22 protein-coding genes and 1 tRNA gene are annotated in these 15,821 nt (G+C 60.5%); 2 read left to right on the top strand and 21 right to left on the bottom strand.

Going from position 1 to position 15,821, the window contains the following annotated elements; all coding sequences use genetic code 11:
* Positions 1–52: 52 nt before the first annotated feature.
* The 21 genes from B0E46_RS15805 to B0E46_RS15715 form a co-directional block, all read right to left on the bottom strand.
* On the bottom strand, positions 53–1,534 hold the full coding sequence (locus tag B0E46_RS15805) for a phage tail sheath subtilisin-like domain-containing protein (protein WP_077556691.1): 1,482 nt from the start codon (positions 1,532–1,534) through the stop codon (positions 53–55).
* Complete coding sequence (locus tag B0E46_RS15800; protein ID WP_077556690.1) at positions 1,531–1,725, bottom strand: DUF2635 domain-containing protein; 195 nt, start codon at positions 1,723–1,725, stop codon at positions 1,531–1,533. The genes B0E46_RS15805 and B0E46_RS15800 overlap by 4 nt, the downstream gene beginning before the upstream one ends.
* A 10-nt stretch (positions 1,726–1,735) precedes the next feature.
* Positions 1,736–2,368 (bottom strand): hypothetical protein, encoded by a 633-nt coding sequence (locus B0E46_RS15795; RefSeq protein ID WP_077556689.1) that lies wholly within the window; start codon positions 2,366–2,368, stop codon positions 1,736–1,738.
* Positions 2,365–2,694, bottom strand: coding sequence for a hypothetical protein (locus B0E46_RS15790; protein ID WP_077556688.1), 330 nt, complete (start codon positions 2,692–2,694; stop codon positions 2,365–2,367). The genes B0E46_RS15795 and B0E46_RS15790 overlap by 4 nt, the downstream gene beginning before the upstream one ends.
* Positions 2,694–2,960: a hypothetical protein gene (locus B0E46_RS15785; RefSeq protein WP_077556687.1), complete on the bottom strand. Its 267-nt coding sequence runs from the start codon at positions 2,958–2,960 to the stop codon at positions 2,694–2,696. Before B0E46_RS15785 ends, B0E46_RS15790 begins: the two co-directional genes overlap by 1 nt.
* The gene (locus B0E46_RS15780; RefSeq protein ID WP_077556686.1) at positions 2,960–4,030 is read right to left on the bottom strand and encodes a major capsid protein; all 1,071 of its coding nucleotides are present in this window, start codon (positions 4,028–4,030) and stop codon (positions 2,960–2,962) included. Before B0E46_RS15780 ends, B0E46_RS15785 begins: the two co-directional genes overlap by 1 nt.
* 87 nt (positions 4,031–4,117) lie before the next feature.
* Complete coding sequence (locus tag B0E46_RS15775; protein ID WP_077556685.1) at positions 4,118–4,813, bottom strand: head decoration protein; 696 nt, start codon at positions 4,811–4,813, stop codon at positions 4,118–4,120.
* 63 nt (positions 4,814–4,876) lie between these two features.
* The gene (locus B0E46_RS17815; protein ID WP_168171235.1) at positions 4,877–5,524 is read right to left on the bottom strand and encodes a hypothetical protein; all 648 of its coding nucleotides are present in this window, start codon (positions 5,522–5,524) and stop codon (positions 4,877–4,879) included.
* A gap of 22 nt (positions 5,525–5,546) precedes the next feature.
* Positions 5,547–6,425 (bottom strand): S49 family peptidase, encoded by an 879-nt coding sequence (locus tag B0E46_RS15765; RefSeq protein ID WP_077556683.1) that lies wholly within the window; start codon positions 6,423–6,425, stop codon positions 5,547–5,549.
* Positions 6,425–8,080, bottom strand: coding sequence for a phage portal protein (locus B0E46_RS15760; protein WP_217316362.1), 1,656 nt, complete (start codon positions 8,078–8,080; stop codon positions 6,425–6,427). The genes B0E46_RS15765 and B0E46_RS15760 overlap by 1 nt, the downstream gene beginning before the upstream one ends.
* On the bottom strand, positions 8,081–8,311 hold the full coding sequence (gene gpW, locus B0E46_RS17855; RefSeq protein WP_077556682.1) for a gpW family head-tail joining protein: 231 nt from the start codon (positions 8,309–8,311) through the stop codon (positions 8,081–8,083).
* A gap of 58 nt (positions 8,312–8,369) precedes the next feature.
* Positions 8,370–10,514: a terminase gpA endonuclease subunit gene (locus B0E46_RS15750; protein ID WP_077556681.1), complete on the bottom strand. Its 2,145-nt coding sequence runs from the start codon at positions 10,512–10,514 to the stop codon at positions 8,370–8,372.
* Entirely contained in the window at positions 10,456–11,061 is a 606-nt protein-coding gene (locus tag B0E46_RS15745; RefSeq protein ID WP_077556680.1) for a hypothetical protein, read from the bottom strand. The genes B0E46_RS15750 and B0E46_RS15745 overlap by 59 nt, the downstream gene beginning before the upstream one ends.
* A 122-nt stretch (positions 11,062–11,183) precedes the next feature.
* Complete coding sequence (locus tag B0E46_RS15740) at positions 11,184–11,810, bottom strand: hypothetical protein (RefSeq protein WP_077556679.1); 627 nt, start codon at positions 11,808–11,810, stop codon at positions 11,184–11,186.
* Positions 11,811–11,989: 179 nt separating this feature from the next.
* A complete protein-coding gene (locus B0E46_RS15735) occupies positions 11,990–12,556 on the bottom strand; it encodes a lipase family protein (protein ID WP_077556678.1) in 567 nt (188 codons plus the stop codon).
* Complete coding sequence (locus B0E46_RS15730; protein ID WP_077556677.1) at positions 12,553–13,029, bottom strand: hypothetical protein; 477 nt, start codon at positions 13,027–13,029, stop codon at positions 12,553–12,555. Before B0E46_RS15730 ends, B0E46_RS15735 begins: the two co-directional genes overlap by 4 nt.
* Positions 13,026–13,292 carry a hypothetical protein gene (locus tag B0E46_RS17505; protein ID WP_139350583.1) on the bottom strand — a complete coding sequence of 89 codons (267 nt, stop codon included), beginning with the start codon at positions 13,290–13,292 and terminating at the stop codon, positions 13,026–13,028. The genes B0E46_RS15730 and B0E46_RS17505 overlap by 4 nt, the downstream gene beginning before the upstream one ends.
* The gene (locus B0E46_RS17500) at positions 13,277–13,486 is read right to left on the bottom strand and encodes a hypothetical protein (protein ID WP_139350582.1); all 210 of its coding nucleotides are present in this window, start codon (positions 13,484–13,486) and stop codon (positions 13,277–13,279) included. Before B0E46_RS17500 ends, B0E46_RS17505 begins: the two co-directional genes overlap by 16 nt.
* Positions 13,483–13,989 carry a glycoside hydrolase family 104 protein gene (locus tag B0E46_RS15725; RefSeq protein WP_077556676.1) on the bottom strand — a complete coding sequence of 169 codons (507 nt, stop codon included), beginning with the start codon at positions 13,987–13,989 and terminating at the stop codon, positions 13,483–13,485. The genes B0E46_RS17500 and B0E46_RS15725 overlap by 4 nt, the downstream gene beginning before the upstream one ends.
* A 19-nt stretch (positions 13,990–14,008) precedes the next feature.
* Positions 14,009–14,084: transfer RNA gene (locus tag B0E46_RS15720), tRNA-Trp, on the bottom strand.
* A 110-nt stretch (positions 14,085–14,194) separates the two neighbouring features.
* Positions 14,195–14,845, bottom strand: a complete 651-nt coding sequence (locus B0E46_RS15715) for a hypothetical protein (RefSeq protein WP_077556675.1) — start codon at positions 14,843–14,845, stop codon at positions 14,195–14,197.
* A gap of 35 nt (positions 14,846–14,880) precedes the next feature.
* On the opposite strand from B0E46_RS15715, the gene B0E46_RS17495 reads away from it, so the two are divergent.
* Both B0E46_RS17495 and B0E46_RS17490 read left to right on the top strand, forming a co-directional pair.
* Complete coding sequence (locus B0E46_RS17495; RefSeq protein WP_139350581.1) at positions 14,881–15,036, top strand: valine--tRNA ligase; 156 nt, start codon at positions 14,881–14,883, stop codon at positions 15,034–15,036.
* Complete coding sequence (locus B0E46_RS17490) at positions 15,033–15,815, top strand: hypothetical protein (RefSeq protein WP_139350580.1); 783 nt, start codon at positions 15,033–15,035, stop codon at positions 15,813–15,815. Before B0E46_RS17495 ends, B0E46_RS17490 begins: the two co-directional genes overlap by 4 nt.
* Positions 15,816–15,821 lie beyond the last annotated feature (6 nt).

Here is a 15,821-nt window from a genome sequence, read left to right as displayed (position 1 = left end):
CAAAAAAGCCGCCCGGAGGCGGCTTGCGGATGGAAGGGTTTGGTTCAGCGAATCAGAGGCGGAACTGCGCCAGCAGTGCGACCGTGCGAAGCTGGTTGATCAACTCACCGGGCCAGAGCACATCAACCCGGTTCGGATTGGTGGCGTTCTGCTGCACGATCAGGTTGGCTGCGAAGTCGGTGCTGTCCTGCACGTAGCCGTTGAATTCAAGCGTCTGATACTCGGCGATGATGCAGGCGCGGATGGTGGATGGCGTCACCAGCGCCGAACCCGGGGCGAAGCGGGTGCCATCGGCCGCCAGCTTCACCCGCGAGAACTTCGATGTGATGACGCTGGCCAGATCGCGCAGAACGAACATCAGCAGGAACATGGTCTCGATCTCGAGATAGCTGTTGTCCGCCTGGTTGAAGGCGTTCTTTTGGTATGTGGTGATGACGTTTTCCAGCGCGACGGTGCCATCTTGTGCAACCGTGAAGGTGCTGATGCCGTCGAACAATAGCGTGTTGCGCTCGCTGAGCGTGAACTGCGAGGCCAGCGGCGGCGCCTGCATGGTGCTGAGTGCCAGCGTCTGCAGGGGCACGCCTGGATCCGTGCGCAGCGATACCGCAGCGGTACCTGCCAGATCGGCAGCAATCAGCCAGTTAGGCGTCGGCGAGCCGCTGAAGCCGAGAATCGTCTCGTGCTGGTTGTTGCGCGCATTTCCAGCCGTGACCAAACCAGAATAGGTTCCCCGCTGTGCCGCGAACACATGGCCATAGACCTGACTGTTCCAGCTCCAGCGCCCGGTCGTGTCGTTCAACAGCGCTTGAAGCGCATTGAGGGAAGTCGGATCCGTATAGGGACAGATAATGAAATCAAACGGCTTATCGCCGAGGTTGGACAGTGCCGTGGTCAGCGTCGGATTGGTGGCACCGGACGCCATGGCGACGAAGACAATCGTGACGCCGGCTGGCGTGGCTTCACCCGCTGCGCTGCCGCCATAATTGATACGAAGGTCGATATCGTTGCCCGCCGCTCCCTTGTTTTTCGCGGTAAAAGTCACGACGCCCGCGGCGGCGGCGGCACTGACCGGCAGATTGGGATTGGCCGTGACGGCTGCCACGATGGCCGCGGCAATGGTGGTCGGCGTATCCGTCGTGGCTACGGCCACACTGATCTTGAAGCCGCCGATATACAGCGATACGACGCCGGCGGCCGTCGGAGCACCGGTGATGGTTGCGGTACCGGCGGCAGCGACAGAAGATCCATCGTCGGAAAGCGGCAGATACCAGAGTTCGCCGAAGTTATCGGCAGCGAGATAGGCCGCCGTCATCAGCGCCAGCATGGAGCCTGCGCCACCTTGGGCGATTGCATCGCTGGCACCCTGACTGATAATCGGGATATTCGGCGCGGCGGCACCGGCGCTGAGAATCTGCCCGATGACAAGGGCGCGTTGCGTTTGCTGTCCGCTGTTGGCTGCCGAGTTGTTGACCTCGGCGAAGAACAGCGGTAAGCGCAGATTCTGGGGAATAGTCTGGAAAGGGACGGTGCTCATTCGTCATTACTCCGAAAGGTGGCGGAAGTCACCGCGCTGGTGGATTTGGGAGGTGTCGTGACGACGTCGCCGTCGGCAAGCCGGCGCTGCCAGAAAAGATCGTTGTCGGACACGTCGCGCCCGGATTCGGGCAACAGGTCTTTCTTGACCGGATCCCTGCAAAGCAGGCCGGGGGCGGGATACACGCGCATGGGTGATGTCCTATTGAGGCAGGGTGATATCGGCGCCCGCTTCGGCGCGCCCATCTGGGCCGCTGGTGCGCGGCGCCGGTTCTACAGATGAAGGGAATGGCGGATTCGCGTAGGTACCGTTGGGGTCGAATACGTTGACGAGGTCCGCATCGACCGTGATTTGCTCCAGCGCGTTGGACGGGACGACGTAAAAGTCTTCCGGTCCCTGGTAGAACTGCATGCCGACGTCCATTTCCAGCTCGCCGAGGTTTTGATCACCTTCGCCGCTGACTTTCTTCTCCACGCTCACGAAGGGGAACTGCTCGAGCAGCACCATCAATGGCGTGTAATTGATCAGCGCCACCTCGATCTGACGCTGTATGTTCTCCAGCGCGACCAACGCATTGGCCGCCCCTGCTCCGTTGGCCAGCGCCTGCGTCTGCACACGGGCCTGGATACGGATCGTGGCGGTGACGGTGAATTGCGGGGCGCCATTCGGGCCGAGGGATTCCTTTTCCTCTTTCGGCGTCTGCAGGTACAAGACGGGGTAACTACCGCTCCACGTCGGCCAATCCAGAATGGAAAAGACGTTCGCGGCGGCATCGGTAGTGCCGGTAAGGGCCGTCACGGCCAATGCACGCAGCGTGGCTGCCGTCGTGGTCATGGGTTGCCCGTATCAGCCAGCATCAGCTTGATCCAACCATGGCCATCAGGTCGGACATCACGAATGAAGTAGAGCTTGCCGACGCTGGGGATGCGTACCTGATCGCCCTGCATCGGCTGGCCCGTGAAAAGTGCTGCGCGGACGCCAAGAACGGGTTGCACCGCATTGGCATCCACCCCGACATCAATCAGCGTCACATCCTTGTAGGCGCTGTCGAAGACGCCGGTGATGGCGTAGCCCGAACCGCCGGCAGGGATGTAGGTCGCAGGCTCGCCGAAGACGCCTTCGCATGGACCCAGCACCATGGCATCCCAGTCGATGGGCATTACGACGCGAGCCGTACCGTGGGGCCATCCGAGACCTTGAGGTTGGGTCCAGGACGGGAGGCGATGAATTCCTCATCGGCGCCGATCAGGAACCCCAGCTTGCGCAATTGGCGAACTTCGCCAACCGGCAACGCGACCGTCTTCCCGGGGCCGACGCGAACGCCCTCCCCGTTGATGACGGAACGGCCGTGCGCCACTACGGCTTCAGCAGTCTTGCCCGCTTTTTGTTCAGCCGGCGGCGGTGCGCCGGCATTCACCGCACTCATCAACTCACCACGGGCGCGCAGACGTTGGCCGAGAAGCTGGCGTTGACGCGCGATGGGATGATCAGTGGCGAGCTCTGCATCAGCAGAATGCGCTGGGCCGGGTCGTTCTCCACCCAGGTCTTCGGCGCATACGGCAGCGAGGCATAGTTGAATGCCGGGTCGAGGATCTGACCAAAGGCGCGGGTGCCCATCAGGTCCGGTCCGGACATCAACACGGTGCCATCGACCAGCATGGGCTGCTCGACGTTGTTGTCGTCGATGTACCAGTCGTTGTAGACGTACAGATCGTATTGACCCCAGCGACCCTTGTATTGCGCGCCCGGAACGATCTGCGCACCAGGATTGATGCCGTTGGCGTCTTCACCCAGCTTCGGGTAGAAGATCGCGCCCTTGAGCAGCGGATCGGCCAGAAATGCAGTCCACGGCGAAGTGGTGAAAATGATCTTGGTCGCCGTGCCGCCTGACAACTTCATGATCTGATGCTGCCAGGCCTCGATGTTGGTGCACGGAGTGGCCGTGCCGGCAACAACCGCGGCGGCAGTCCACTTTGCAGTTCCGGTAAGCGCCACACTGAGGCTGGCATCGCGACCGAAGTCGATCAATTCGGTGGGGAAGCCTTCCCCCTTCACGGTAACGGTGCCAGTGCTCAGCGCCGATGCCGCCATCCACTCCAGGCGGCGATCGAGCATGTCGATCTGGTCAGCCATTTCGAAGTTGATGTTTGCCATCTCACGCTCGGCACCCGTCAGGTCGCCGCCGCCGATGCGCTCACCGATCTGACGCATGACCGGCTTGCGCAGATCCGGTGCGCGCTTGTCCTTGATGTAGGCCGGCTTGTAGATGTTGGTCTGGTAGCGACGCTGCTCGACCAGCTTGCCCTCAACCAGCGGCGAGACGAATGGCGACATGCGGCGCAGGCCGACATCGATGTCGATGGCGACGAACTCGGTCTCGCTCATCTTGATGTTGGGAAAGAAGTTGTCCAGCAGGAATTTCTGCGAACGCTTCAGGGTGGGCACCACCTGGATCAGGTCAGTGGTGCTAAACGGGAACGAGGTGGTAGCAGACATTGACGTCTCTCCGAGAGGTGGGATCGGTAAATCCGGGCCAAAAAAAACCCCGCCGAAGCGGGGTGTCAGGAAGCCGGTGGGTACGGGTTACGGGGCGGAGTTGTTGGACGGCACGCCGGCCGACACGGAGCTCTTGGCGAACAGGCCGTAAGCCCGCAGGGCGGTGGTCAGGGTGGCGGCCGTCCAGCTGGCGTCATACGTGAGTGCGTTGACGTTGAACTCGCCCGCCACATAGGCACCGGTGTTGACCGGACCGGCTGACGCATCGGCGGCATCGGCCAGGATGGCTACCGGGTTCTGGCTGCCATCTGAGGCTGTCTTGACGCTCTCGATGTACGTTCCCACCGCATCGGCAACCGTCACGGTGAACGAATCGCCCGCGACGAAGGCGGTGCCACCAGCCGTGATCGTGAAGTTGATCTCGGTACCGGTGAACGGCGTGCCGGCGACGGCCGTACCGAGTGAGGTGCCCTCCGGATCCACTACGGCGAAGTGCGTGGCATCCGTGGCCGTCAGGGCATAGTTGCCCGTCTTGGGCGCGGATCCGACGCTGAGCGTGCCGATGGTGCCGTTACCGGTATTGCCGGCGGCGGCCACGGCGGTGATCGGCTGGGCCGTCTGCTGGCCAAGCACGGTACCGCGGGCGAGCGTACCTGCGGCGAGGATGATCGGCTGCGAGACCAGATTTCGTGCGTCCGCAATCAATTGATCGGGAACATAGACCTGGGCCTGAATGCCGGGCTGCTGGGGGTTGTCCCCAAGGACGCTGGGAGTGAGCGACATGGTGTTCTCCGGGTAGGACGGGGTGGGATCAGCGGGTGCCGCTGAAATCAGTGAATGACGGCTTTACTTGCTGGGGCGCGCCTTTTCGCCGGCGGCGATTATCGCCGCCGCAACAGGCGACATGCCGGAGGGCGCGGCTTTGCCACCATCGAGACCGACTTGCGGCACCGACTGGCCGGACATGCGCTCGGCCAGGCTGCTGCGGGTTACCGCCATGATGGGCTGAGGCTGGCTGACCGCAACCGACTGCAGCACCGCGATGGCCTCTTTGCGCGACATGTTGGTATTGAACGCAAGGTTGGCCGCAACGTGCGGGATGCCAGCTGCCGACGGACTGGCGAAGATTGCCGCGCAGCGCGAGCGCTCGCGCCGACGCGCGCTCTTGGCTCGGCCGCGCCGCGATTCCTTTTCGTCGTCCTCCTTGTCATCCTTTTCGTCGTCCTCGTCATCCTCTTCCCCTGCTTCCTTGCGGGCCTTCTTGGCCTCGTCGTCCTTTTTCTTGTCATCTTCGGCCTTCTTGGCCTCGTCGTCCTTTTTCTTGTCGTCTTCGGCCTTCTTGGCTTCATCCTCGTCGAGCTTTTCCATGCGCTTGGCATAGTCGTCGTCGGACTCATCAGACTTCTGTTTGCGCTCGTCGTCGTCCTCAGCGCGAGCAGCAAGGCCAAGCAGGTGCGCGAACGGAGCCGCGGCCAATTTCGTGCGGATACTCATGGTGTTTCTCCGGGTAGTGGGTTTAGGCCAGCTCTTTGAGCAGCGCCCGAAACGCGGCATCGGGAGCCGCAACAGCATCCGCGAGCCCCTGGGCGACACCTTGTTCGCCCAGATAGGTCACGGCTTGGGTATCGCGCACCGAACTGGCCGCGATATTTCGGTTACGGGCGACTGTGTCGACGAACAGCTCGCCCATGGTGTCGATGTCCGCCTGGAAGCGCGCCAGCGCCTCCTTGGACAGTGGTATCTCGGGGTGACCATCAGCCTTGCGGTCGCCGTACGTGATGAAGGTGACCTGAAAGCCAGCGCTGGTGAGCGCCTTGCTGAAATCCATATGCATGCAAATCACACCGATCGAACCTACGCCGCCGGTGCGGGGCACGATGATCCGGTCTGCTGCACTCGCGATCGCATACGCCGCTGAATAGGCCGAGTCGCTGAGGATCGCCCAGATCGGCTTGCGGCCACGACCTTCATAGATCGTGTCGACCAGATCGAAGCAGCCTGAAACCTCGCCGCCTGGCGAATCCACGTCGAGCATGATCGCTTCGACATTCGGATCATCCAGCGCAGTGAGGAACGCTTGGCGCATACCGTCGTAGCCCGTCATGCCACTGTACGGGCGCAGGCTGCCGAGCTTCTGCACCAGCGTTCCATGCACCGGGATGACCGCGACGGGACCGGCCATGTCGTAGCCGGTGTCGCTACCGCGCTGACTGTAGTCGTAGGCTTCATCATCGTGCATGGCCAGCGGCTGCACGATGATGGCCTCACCCGAGGCGCGCATCAGGTGCGTGATACCAAGACGCTCGCCGAGCGCCGCCATGATGACTTCGGCCTTGTCCGGATGGATCGCCAGCGGCCGATTGAACAGGCGCTGGGCAAGATGCGCGAACTGCATCAGGTAACCTCCGGGTCAGCGATGGTTTTGGATGCCGGCACTTCACCGGCGGGGTTCATGCCAGCCCAGGTCGGTACCGGAATGCCAAGCTCCTTGAACCGGTTGATCTCGCGCGCGCGCTGCTCGAGCACTTCCTCGTAGTCCAGGCCTTGCTCAGCGCATTCGCGCTGCAGAGTGGACAGACCGGCGTCCATGCCAAGCACGGCTCCCTTCTTTTCGTCGACCGGATCGACCCAGCCGCGGCCCGGCCCCATCCAATCGCACCGTGAATACATCGCCCGGCATTCCATGAACTCGGGAGCGCCGGACGGCAGCGGGTAATCGTCGATATCCATCGACTCTTCCAGCCAAGACGACACGATGGGCTGAGCGAAGCCTGCCGAGAAATCGAGCACCCGGCGATGCAGCGTCTTCCACGCTTCCAGCAACGCGGCGCGCATGCTGCTGTAGTTGGTGTCGGAATAGTTGTTGCTGACTTGCTGCGGCGACTGGCCGGTGGCGGCCGAGATGTTGCGCAGGAAGGTCGCCTCAAATTCCTTGAAGTTGCCGTTGGGGCGCTCGGCCGCCACGGCGTTGATCTTCTCGCCAGGGAACAGGATCGGCAGACGCGAACCGCCCAGCATGGTGCGGCGCTCATCGTGGAAACTCGATCGTGCGCCTTGGTAGGCGCTCAGATCCGTCGTATCGCCAATGGCCTGCTCGACCAGCTGGTGATCGAACGGGCTTTCGATGTAGGCGCCGAAGATGGCATTGATGATGGCCGAGTCCAGCTCGGTGGCATCGTATTTCGCCAGCATGCGCATGCGCTGCAGCACTGGCGCGAAGATGCCGGCGCCACCGCGATGCTGGCCGGCGCGGTCATGATCGAAGTCGTGCACGATGTTCGGCCGACCCCACTCCGTTTCTCGTGGAATCAGATCCCAGCGGACACTATCCGCTGCCGCCCACCAGTCGCCCTGGTGTGCGCGCCGAATCCAATAGCCCACCGCCGCACCTAGCTCGTCGACCTCCACGCCACCGCGCTGGGTCTGCGTGTCGAAACGCAGTTGCGGATTCGACAGGCGATCCGGATCGATCAACTGGATGGCAGTGCCGTAACGCGCCTTGCCGTAGCCAACACGTTTCGGCAGGTAGAGCACTTGCGCCAGCGCGTCGCCGTCGATCAGCTTGTGGCGCAGCCCCAGGCGCATCTGCTGGGTGACATTCAGGCACCGTGCGGCATCACAATACTTGCCCGGGTCATTTGCCCAGGATCGGTAATGCGCGCCGGCGCGACGCCCAAACTCGGCAGCCCAGCTCGCGTCGAATCCCTTGTTGCCGGTGTACGCAGCCAGCGCCGCATAGTCCGGTTTGAAGCTCGGCCAGAAATGACCACCGATGGCGTTGTCGAGGATCCGGGTGACCGACCCCGACGCCCAGCCATCGTTGCGCACCAGGTCGCGGACGCGCGAGACGATGCGGTCCCGGTACATGTTGAGGTCGCCGTCGGGCGACGCCAAATACGGACGCCACTCGGCGACGTGCTCGCCGTAGATGTCGGCAGCGTCATAGGGCGAATTGCCGCCACTGGCCAGCATCTGCGCGCGCGACGGCCGCAGTGGCGCGGACTGGATGGGCTGGCCATTCGGTCCGAGGATGCGCACGGGGTTGCCCATCTATCGGTACCAGAACCGAACAGGGCGGCGTGCCCGCGAGACGATGCCGAGCTGCGACTGCAGCAGCTGAATCATGTTGGCCAGCGCCGGCAGGTTCGCGCGGGTGTACGTGACCGACTTGGCACCATCGCCCTGGGTATAGCTGTAGGACTCGCCCTTCGCGCCTGTAGACAGGTCGATGTATGCCTGCTGCGCCACGGCCAGAGATGCCTGGAGCGCTGTGGTGTTCATCCCCGCCAACAAACTGGTGGCTGGGTTGAAGGTAGGTGCGCAGCTCAAGGTGAATCTCCTATGCCAGGCGACTGGCAAGTGATTTGGTTTTCGAGGCTTCTTTCGTGACGCTTGGACCTGGCCGCCGCTTCGGCACTTCGCCGGCGCCCGCCACAGGGTTGCCTTCTTCATCGATCACGTTGACCGGCGGTCCGACGGTCGCCGCGACCTCGTCTGCGCGCCGGTTCAACTTCAGCCCCATGTGAAGCAGGCTGCAGAGCGCCGCATAGGCGTATACGCGGCAATCCAGTGCTTCATTGGCTCGGCCTGGGCGCAGTTCCCAAACCCGGTACCGCTGCCCTGCCGTGGTCTTCAACACCGACCGTTCGGCGGTGAGCTGTGCGAAATAGTTGATGTCCCGATCCGTCGGGAAGTGCATAAACCCAGCCACAGCCACGTCGCCCTTGTCGGGCTTCTCTTTCCGCAGCCGACTGACGATGGTGTCTTTCGCCGCATTCACGCCGAGGATTACCGGCCGATATGACTTCTTGGTCTTGGACGTCGGCCGCGCCGTCGGCCATACGGGCGATCGCTTGCCGTTGCGAGCCGACTCACCCTTGATCGCCCAGATGCGCCTGCCTATGCGCGCCTTGCAGAAATCGTAGACAGCTTGTGTGTGGTGGCCGCCAGAGTCGATGCAGCCAGCCATGATCTCGAACCCACGTCCGTCGGCGCGATTCCACAACCGCTTGAGGTACATGTCGAGCTGGATCTGCACCTTCGGGTCGGAAAACTCACCATCGACGACGTGATAGGCGACCGACCAGGATTCTTCGTTCCTACCCCAGCCGACAATCTCGAGCTCGATGCGGTAATCCTGCACGTCAACGCCGACCGTGAGCACCGCGACCGCGTCCGGCACATCGGCCGGCCAAACCTCGCACCGCGCCGCCAGCGCCTCGATCTGGATCTCCTTACCCGAATGGCGCCGATACGGCATGCCCATCTGGGTGTTCCACCAAGTCTGCAGTTTTTCCTCGTCGTCCTTTGCAGCCATCCACTTCTTGGCGATATCGGCCGGCTTGTCCTTTGACCATGGGCTGTAGAGCTTCGAGGCCTGGAAGCCAGCATGCTCGTTGTCCACGCCCATCGCGCCGCAGTCCGGGCAGATGGCCCGATAGACGGCGAAACGATCGCTGACCAACCAGCGCCAGACCTCGTCGACCGATTCTTCGTCCTGCAGCGGCCATGCTGTCTCGTAGGACTCCATGGGCACGTGCCGCTGTCCGCAGCAGTTGAATGGCCGCGTCTGGTGCCAGCGCACAGTCTGGAGTGCCCGCAGGCGCTCACCTTCCGACCATACCGAACCGCACCGCTCGCAGAAGATACGGGCGCTGCGCGTCTGGTGGGTACCACCTTCCTTGTCCCACTGGACGTGCTTGAAGAAATCCAGGAACTGCCGGTGCTGGCAATGCGGGCAGCATACCGATGCCCGGCGTTGATCTGACTCGGCGTAACTGGCCGCAATGCGGCTTTCATCCTCGACCGTCGGCGAGCAGGCCCGCACCGACAACCAGTTGGCTCCGAAGCTGGCCGTGCGCTCTTCCGCCAGCGCGATTGGATCGCCCTCACGGGTGATCGGATATTTGTCGACCTCATCGCAGAGCAGCACGCGAATCGGGCGCCGCGCCAGATTGTCCGGGCTGCCGGCGCCAGCAAGCGCCAGAAAACCGCCCGGGAATGCCTTGTAGAGCAGGGTCTCATCAGAGGCCCGGGTCTTGCCGACACCGATCAACTCCCGCAACACCGGTGTGACCCGGATCAGTGGGGCAATGCGCTCCTTGCTGAACTGCTCGGCGGCATCCTCCTTTGGCTGCAAAAGCAGCATCGGTGACGGATCCAGATGCGCGTAATACCCGAAAATATTCTCCAGCAGCGCCGTCTTCAGGATCTGCGTGCTGACCATCGCCGTGATGACGTGCACGCCCGGCTCGGTGACCGCAAGCATGAGCCCACGCGCCACTTCGACGGTCGCCGTCTCCCACCTGCCCGATGTACTGCCAGACTCCTTGGCCAGGCGCCGGTACCGATCGGCCCAGTCGGGCACGCTGATGCGCGGCGGCGGTGTCCATCCTCGACTCCAGGCATGCGCCAAGCGTTCCCGCTTATTCGCTCCTGAAGTCGACGTCTGGCTCGCCGAGCTGCTCGATGTGCTTATGGACATGTGTCGTCAATATCTCGGTGACCCGGTCAGCCTCGAGGCCGAGATCGGCGGCAATCATTGCGCCGACCCGGGCTGGCCAGTTGAGCCACGCGTCCCGCTGAGCTCGGGCGCCTTCGAACAACACCCGCTCAGCCATCGACAACTCGATCAACTCTCCTGACTTTTGTTCGAATTCGAGCTGCCGCAACAGCGCCAGGTAGTTCTCTTTGTTCTGGAGCGCTTCGCCATACGGAAGCATGCGCACCGCACCGCTTTTGAGTAGACGCTCGGCGGCGTCCTCGAGCGACTCGTCAAGCGGAACATCGATATTGGCCGCCAGTGGTGAAATAGCTTTGGGTGCAAACACCTGTTGGACGGTGTTTGCAGCTTTCGGCGCCGGTTTTCCACCGACTGCGTTGCCTTCTCGCCAAGGCGAACCAACCAGCTTTGGATCGAGCTTCTTGTCTTCGTTAAGCCGCAGCCGGCCTTGTTTTATCGCCCGATGAACCAGCGTGTCGGATACGTGCTCGCGCCTGGAAAACTCGCGAATCGATATGCCATCGTTCATAGAACAGAACAATCAGTTGGCGCGACTGCAAACAGGAGTGCAAACACCTTTCAGACCCTATAGCTGGTGAACTAACGCGACGCGCAATGCCCACGTTGCATAGGTTGACCGGAAGGACCCATTTACTTTGCCGTTGCCATGGCTTTGGCCATGCCATCGGTGAACGCTTGAACGAAACCGCGCTCGATGACCTTCTTCCCTGTCGAACCGAACTGGAGCCGCTTGTTGACTGGCAACGCATCACCGAAGCGGATCAACAGCTTCAGATGTGCAGGCTTCCCACGGCTCGCCTTGATGCGCTGCCATACTCCATTGACTGTTCCATGCGCTGTCTTCACTGGTCCGATGAAGACGTTAGGCATAGCCTTGAGACGCTTCAATGTGGCGCGTGTGAGCTGACCATATTGATCAAGCCGAATGTTCTTCGGATTCAGCAACGCTCTGCCAGGCAGCACATGCGAACCGCCATCCTCATAGGGCGCCAGATATTTGGCAGCAACCGGACGGATGAATACGATGGCCGTCAACGTCTGCTTGGTCGCCCCGCGCATGCCCACCGCATTCACAGTGAACGGTTTGGGATGCTTGAACGTGGCCTTGATCTGGCCCTGCTCCGCGATCTGAACACGCTTGGCGAGCGAGTTCAGAGCCAAGGTAGTGGCGTAATCAATCTGCTTGTGAGCCAATGCCGTCAGCTTTTTGCTGACCTCCTTGATATTCGATCGAATGGAGATGTCGACGCCAGACATAGGTTACAGATCGCTACGCTCTGGCCAGCGCTTCCCCATTTCATCCGTCGACCGTGTCATGTCATCCCACAATTCCCTTTCTTCGCGCTCGCGGCGATCCGTTCGGATCTCCCACCAACCCCAAGCGCAGACCAATAGAAGCGCGACTCCGAAAATGGTGAGTTTGATCCACATGGCATTCACCCGAGGGCCGAGATCACCCGATTGATGTTGTGATCAACGATGTTGTCGACCGGCATCGAAGGCGCACCGATAAGTGTCAGCGGCCCGGGTAACGTCAGCTCAAGCGGCACTTCCGTCACCAGATCACGGCCATTGCGGGTCGCACAGAACGGAACCGTCACCGTCAGTAGCAGGTTCGCCATGACCTCATCGCCGCAGAGTCGAGGCGGCTCGAAAGCGTAGACCGGAACACTCACATCACGAACCGCCCATTCGGCGGCGCAGATGATCGCCAAGGCGGCACCGAGGCTATGACCAGCTACGGCATAGGGTGGCGGAAGCGCCAGGCATTCCAGTCGGATGGCTTGCCAGGCGTTCCAGAAACCGGCATGCAGCTTGCCGAGGTTCGGCACATCTACCAGTTCAATATCGAAATTGTGCAACCACGAGTCGATATCATCACTGCCGCGAAACACATGCACGTTTCCGTAAAGGTGCATGCGCGAGGCGCTATCTGGCTGCCCAATGGTCGGCGCGTCCGTGTAGGCACGCGCGGACAATAGGGCGAAATCGACCGGTTTCATTTACCGACGCTGGATGCCGCTGCGGGAACGGCCGACTTCGCGGCTTGGATCTGCTGCTCCACGACGCCAGCCAGTCCCATCGCTGTCTCAGCCAGCACCAGCGCGCCTTGCACCTGCGCCTGCTGAGTTGGCGGCAATGGCAGCGTGCCTACGATGGTTCCCAGCGCCGGCAGCGCCTGCTGGGCCAGCGCCTGTACGTTCGTGGCAGTCACCGTCGCGCCGGCCGCACAGACGGCGGCAATGGTCGGCTGAGCGGCAATCAAGTCGGCATTGGCCTTCGTGGCAAACGCCTTGGTGGCCGGATTGGCTTCGGCGACGGCATTGAACGCGGTCAGCTGCGTCATCGCCAGATTGATCTGCGGGCACGCAACAGCGGCGATCTGTGCGGGACTCAGCGGCTTCGGGCCAGTGGTGGCACAGGCAGCCAGCAACAGCATGGCGACAAGCGCCACAATCATGGTTTTGATCTTCATGGGGTTACCTTTGGGGTAATGGTTGATGCCATTGAATCGGCAGCGGCGGACTGTTTGTCATGACTTGCAGAACTGCCGAAAAAATAGGAAAGCACGATGCCTGTGGCAGCATTCCATGCACCGACGATCGTTCCCACTAATACGCTGTCAGCCCCGGAAGGAAGCCCGCGCGCCAGCAGATACCCATCGATGACACCGGTAAGTAGCAGCGTTAGGATGGCAAGACATCCGGCGAGAACGGTGTTCTTCATTTCTTCGGCCATATCGCTTGAATCATCAGCCAGATCGCGCCGCCTGCTGTCGCTATACTTCCCAGCAGCTTGATGAACTTGACCATGCCGCGAGCTGTATTCCAGGCCTCGACTAGGTCATGTACCTGCTGCGATAGTTCGCGCACCTCGGCACGCAGCAAGCGCATTTCGTGGTGATTGATCTCGCCCTGAGAACCGTCACTCATGCCAGTGTGCCCCCTGCTGTCGTATAGGCCGCCTGTAGATCGGCCAGTTTGTTCTCATGCTGACCGTAATCAGCGCCAGGAAAAGAAGCCCAGAGATGGGCGCACAATGTGATCGCTGCAGGCAGCTTCCCCGCGTCGATCAATGGAAGCGCATGCGCTTCACGGATTTGCTGAAGCGTGATCAGGTCTTGGCTCACTGGCCCGAAGTCGGACAAGCCAAGCATCTTCGAATAGGCCACCCAGTTCGAGTATTTCTCCTGGTACCGCCCCGCTGCAGTGCTGTCTTCCTCAGCCTCAAACTCGTCCGGGTGCTTGGAATAGTCAGGCGAACCATCCGGCAACGTAGGAAATAGGATCAGATGCTGCGGGGTCGAACCGACGATGACGTTGTAGCCGTCGTCGGTCAGCGGCAGGAGGGCGGCGCCGGTGTCGCTGGCGGCGATCATGTCCAAGAACGCGCAACGATTTGCACCACCAGCTTGGTCGGCAGTGATGCGTGGCATATCGGATATCCTGAGATATTGGCTAGCCGCCTAGGACTTGAACCTAGAACCTCGGAATTTGGAGTTCCGCGCTCTGCCAGTTGAGCTAGCGACTATTAGTAACGAAGAAACCCCGCCATTTCTGGCAGGGTTTCGGGTACGCAATTGCTCCAGTGGTGGCGAGCGTCAAGGGCATTGTAGGAATTAATCGGTAGGTGAACAACTACTAAACTGACGCGGCTTTCGACAACTCCCTTGTCGCCTGATGCACCTCGTCGTTACATTTTTCAAACAACCATTCGTAGGGTTGTTCCCACATTTGCCGGTAGCTCTGATGCTTCATGCGCAACTGAGCGGCACGCCATACCGGACCGCGTATCGTCTTGCCGGTGCCTGCACAGCGCATGCATCCCCTGACCAGTTCGCCAGCCATACCGGCGCCGCGGCCCTTGCAGTCAGGACAGGTGCGTGGGTCGATCAGCTCATTCACCACCGCCCTGCGAATCAAGCTATACGTTTCGTCGATGCGTGGCCACATGTGATGCCGCGCGCGAACCAGTTCGTTTTGCGCCTGCTTGCGTGCCCACCCCGTTTCAGCGGTCTGCTCATGAATCTGGGCAGTCACCAGCGCGTCCATGCGCTCGCGCCATTCACCGAATTGCAGATCGATCAAGCGTTTGTCCAGATCAGCCGCATTGAGCTTAGCGCCCTCCGGCCACCAAACCCGACACAGCAGCTCGCGACCGATTCCTTGTGGGATGAATGCGATGGACGCCGCGATGTCTTGCTGCGTCAGTTCCTGGATTCCGCCCGATCCGACATCGAATCGCGCATTCGCAGGATTGAGCCTTGCCAGCAAATAAGCAGGATGCGTCATCACTTTCCCCTGATCGATTCGAGAAACTTGCGGATATGAAGAAGAAACCTGAGCCTGACGATAAAGAGCAGTCTGCGCGGTTCGTTGAGACCGCAGAACGTCTTGTAACGGAAGAGGACGAAAAAAACTTCGAGGTGGCGATTCAGTTGATCGCGCGTAAGCGTCCAATTGATCCTGGAAACAAGCAATGAACGCAGATTTAGTCATAGCCTATTTCGCTGAGTCCAAGCAATCTGTCAAATGGGCAAATGATGCAATCAACGAGCTGCACGAATCCGCAACTGCTTTCTTTAAGGGTAATGTTACAGAAATCATTACCCAAGTTGATACGCAAACCGGAGAGAATATCCAAAAGCTGAGGCTCAAAGTCCCTTTTCCTGATGGATTCAGCAGAAAAACGACTGAAGCTCTCACAAACATTAAGCACGCATTTGATCAGGCTGTATTCGCCTCTCAGAGCGCTATTGGGATTTCTAACAGTAAGAGTAACTTCCCTTGGAGCCAAAACCCGAGCGATCTGGAACATCGAATTAGGAAGATCGATGAAAGATTGCGGGACGCAATCTCCAAACATGAGCCATATTCCAGATCGGACAGCTACTCTGGAGGCAATGACGTTATTCGGGGATTGGCCAGCTTGGCTAATAACAAACACACCGTGGGCCTTTCCGTTGATACCCGTATCTCCACGTCCAACATCCCTGATGTATCCGGAAATGTCACATCTCTCAGCATTAACCATCCAAGGTGGGATACGGAGAAAAACGAAGCAGAATTGATACGGTGGAAAGGGGACGCGAATGTGAGTCGCAATCACCGTTTTGGATTCCAGATAATTTTTCAGGATACCGTTCTTCCGCATCCGGTGAATATTATTGACGGGCTTAGGGCTTTCGCGAATAAGGCTGATGCAGTTATAGAAAGCCTCCAAGCTAGATGCCTTGAAATCGTAGCCGCATCCATCCCTTGATTGCGC

This window comes from Rhodanobacter sp. B04, assembly GCF_002001125.1.
In the GTDB taxonomy this organism is placed as follows: domain Bacteria; phylum Pseudomonadota; class Gammaproteobacteria; order Xanthomonadales; family Rhodanobacteraceae; genus Rhodanobacter.
This window is presented reverse-complemented; position numbering and strand designations above follow the sequence as displayed.

Excerpts from the sequence above, each read along its gene's own strand:
- B0E46_RS15730 (WP_077556677.1), bottom strand. The coding sequence starts at position 13,029 with ATGAAGATCAAAACCATGATTGTGGCGCTTGTCGCCATGCTGTTGCTG.
- B0E46_RS15780 (WP_077556686.1), bottom strand. The coding sequence starts at position 4,030 with ATGTCTGCTACCACCTCGTTCCCGTTTAGCACCACTGACCTGATCCAG.
- B0E46_RS15750 (WP_077556681.1), bottom strand. The coding sequence starts at position 10,514 with ATGTCCATAAGCACATCGAGCAGCTCGGCGAGCCAGACGTCGACTTCA.
- B0E46_RS15715 (WP_077556675.1), bottom strand. The coding sequence starts at position 14,845 with ATGACGCATCCTGCTTATTTGCTGGCAAGGCTCAATCCTGCGAATGCG.
- B0E46_RS15765 (WP_077556683.1), bottom strand. The coding sequence starts at position 6,425 with ATGCAGTTCGCGCATCTTGCCCAGCGCCTGTTCAATCGGCCGCTGGCG.
- B0E46_RS15800 (WP_077556690.1), bottom strand. The coding sequence starts at position 1,725 with ATGCGCGTGTATCCCGCCCCCGGCCTGCTTTGCAGGGATCCGGTCAAG.
- B0E46_RS15795 (WP_077556689.1), bottom strand. The coding sequence starts at position 2,368 with ATGACCACGACGGCAGCCACGCTGCGTGCATTGGCCGTGACGGCCCTT.
- B0E46_RS15775 (WP_077556685.1), bottom strand. The coding sequence starts at position 4,813 with ATGTCGCTCACTCCCAGCGTCCTTGGGGACAACCCCCAGCAGCCCGGC.
- B0E46_RS15790 (WP_077556688.1), bottom strand. The coding sequence starts at position 2,694 with ATGCCCATCGACTGGGATGCCATGGTGCTGGGTCCATGCGAAGGCGTC.
- B0E46_RS15760 (WP_217316362.1), bottom strand. The coding sequence starts at position 8,080 with ATGGGCAACCCCGTGCGCATCCTCGGACCGAATGGCCAGCCCATCCAG.
- B0E46_RS17500 (WP_139350582.1), bottom strand. The coding sequence starts at position 13,486 with ATGAGTGACGGTTCTCAGGGCGAGATCAATCACCACGAAATGCGCTTG.
- B0E46_RS17495 (WP_139350581.1), top strand. The coding sequence starts at position 14,881 with ATGAAGAAGAAACCTGAGCCTGACGATAAAGAGCAGTCTGCGCGGTTC.
- B0E46_RS15785 (WP_077556687.1), bottom strand. The coding sequence starts at position 2,960 with ATGAGTGCGGTGAATGCCGGCGCACCGCCGCCGGCTGAACAAAAAGCG.
- B0E46_RS15805 (WP_077556691.1), bottom strand. The coding sequence starts at position 1,534 with ATGAGCACCGTCCCTTTCCAGACTATTCCCCAGAATCTGCGCTTACCG.
- B0E46_RS15745 (WP_077556680.1), bottom strand. The coding sequence starts at position 11,061 with ATGAACGATGGCATATCGATTCGCGAGTTTTCCAGGCGCGAGCACGTA.
- B0E46_RS17490 (WP_139350580.1), top strand. The coding sequence starts at position 15,033 with ATGAACGCAGATTTAGTCATAGCCTATTTCGCTGAGTCCAAGCAATCT.
- B0E46_RS15735 (WP_077556678.1), bottom strand. The coding sequence starts at position 12,556 with ATGAAACCGGTCGATTTCGCCCTATTGTCCGCGCGTGCCTACACGGAC.
- B0E46_RS15740 (WP_077556679.1), bottom strand. The coding sequence starts at position 11,810 with ATGTCTGGCGTCGACATCTCCATTCGATCGAATATCAAGGAGGTCAGC.
- B0E46_RS17815 (WP_168171235.1), bottom strand. The coding sequence starts at position 5,524 with ATGAGTATCCGCACGAAATTGGCCGCGGCTCCGTTCGCGCACCTGCTT.
- B0E46_RS17505 (WP_139350583.1), bottom strand. The coding sequence starts at position 13,292 with ATGGCCGAAGAAATGAAGAACACCGTTCTCGCCGGATGTCTTGCCATC.
- gpW (WP_077556682.1), bottom strand. The coding sequence starts at position 8,311 with ATGAACACCACAGCGCTCCAGGCATCTCTGGCCGTGGCGCAGCAGGCA.
- B0E46_RS15725 (WP_077556676.1), bottom strand. The coding sequence starts at position 13,989 with ATGCCACGCATCACTGCCGACCAAGCTGGTGGTGCAAATCGTTGCGCG.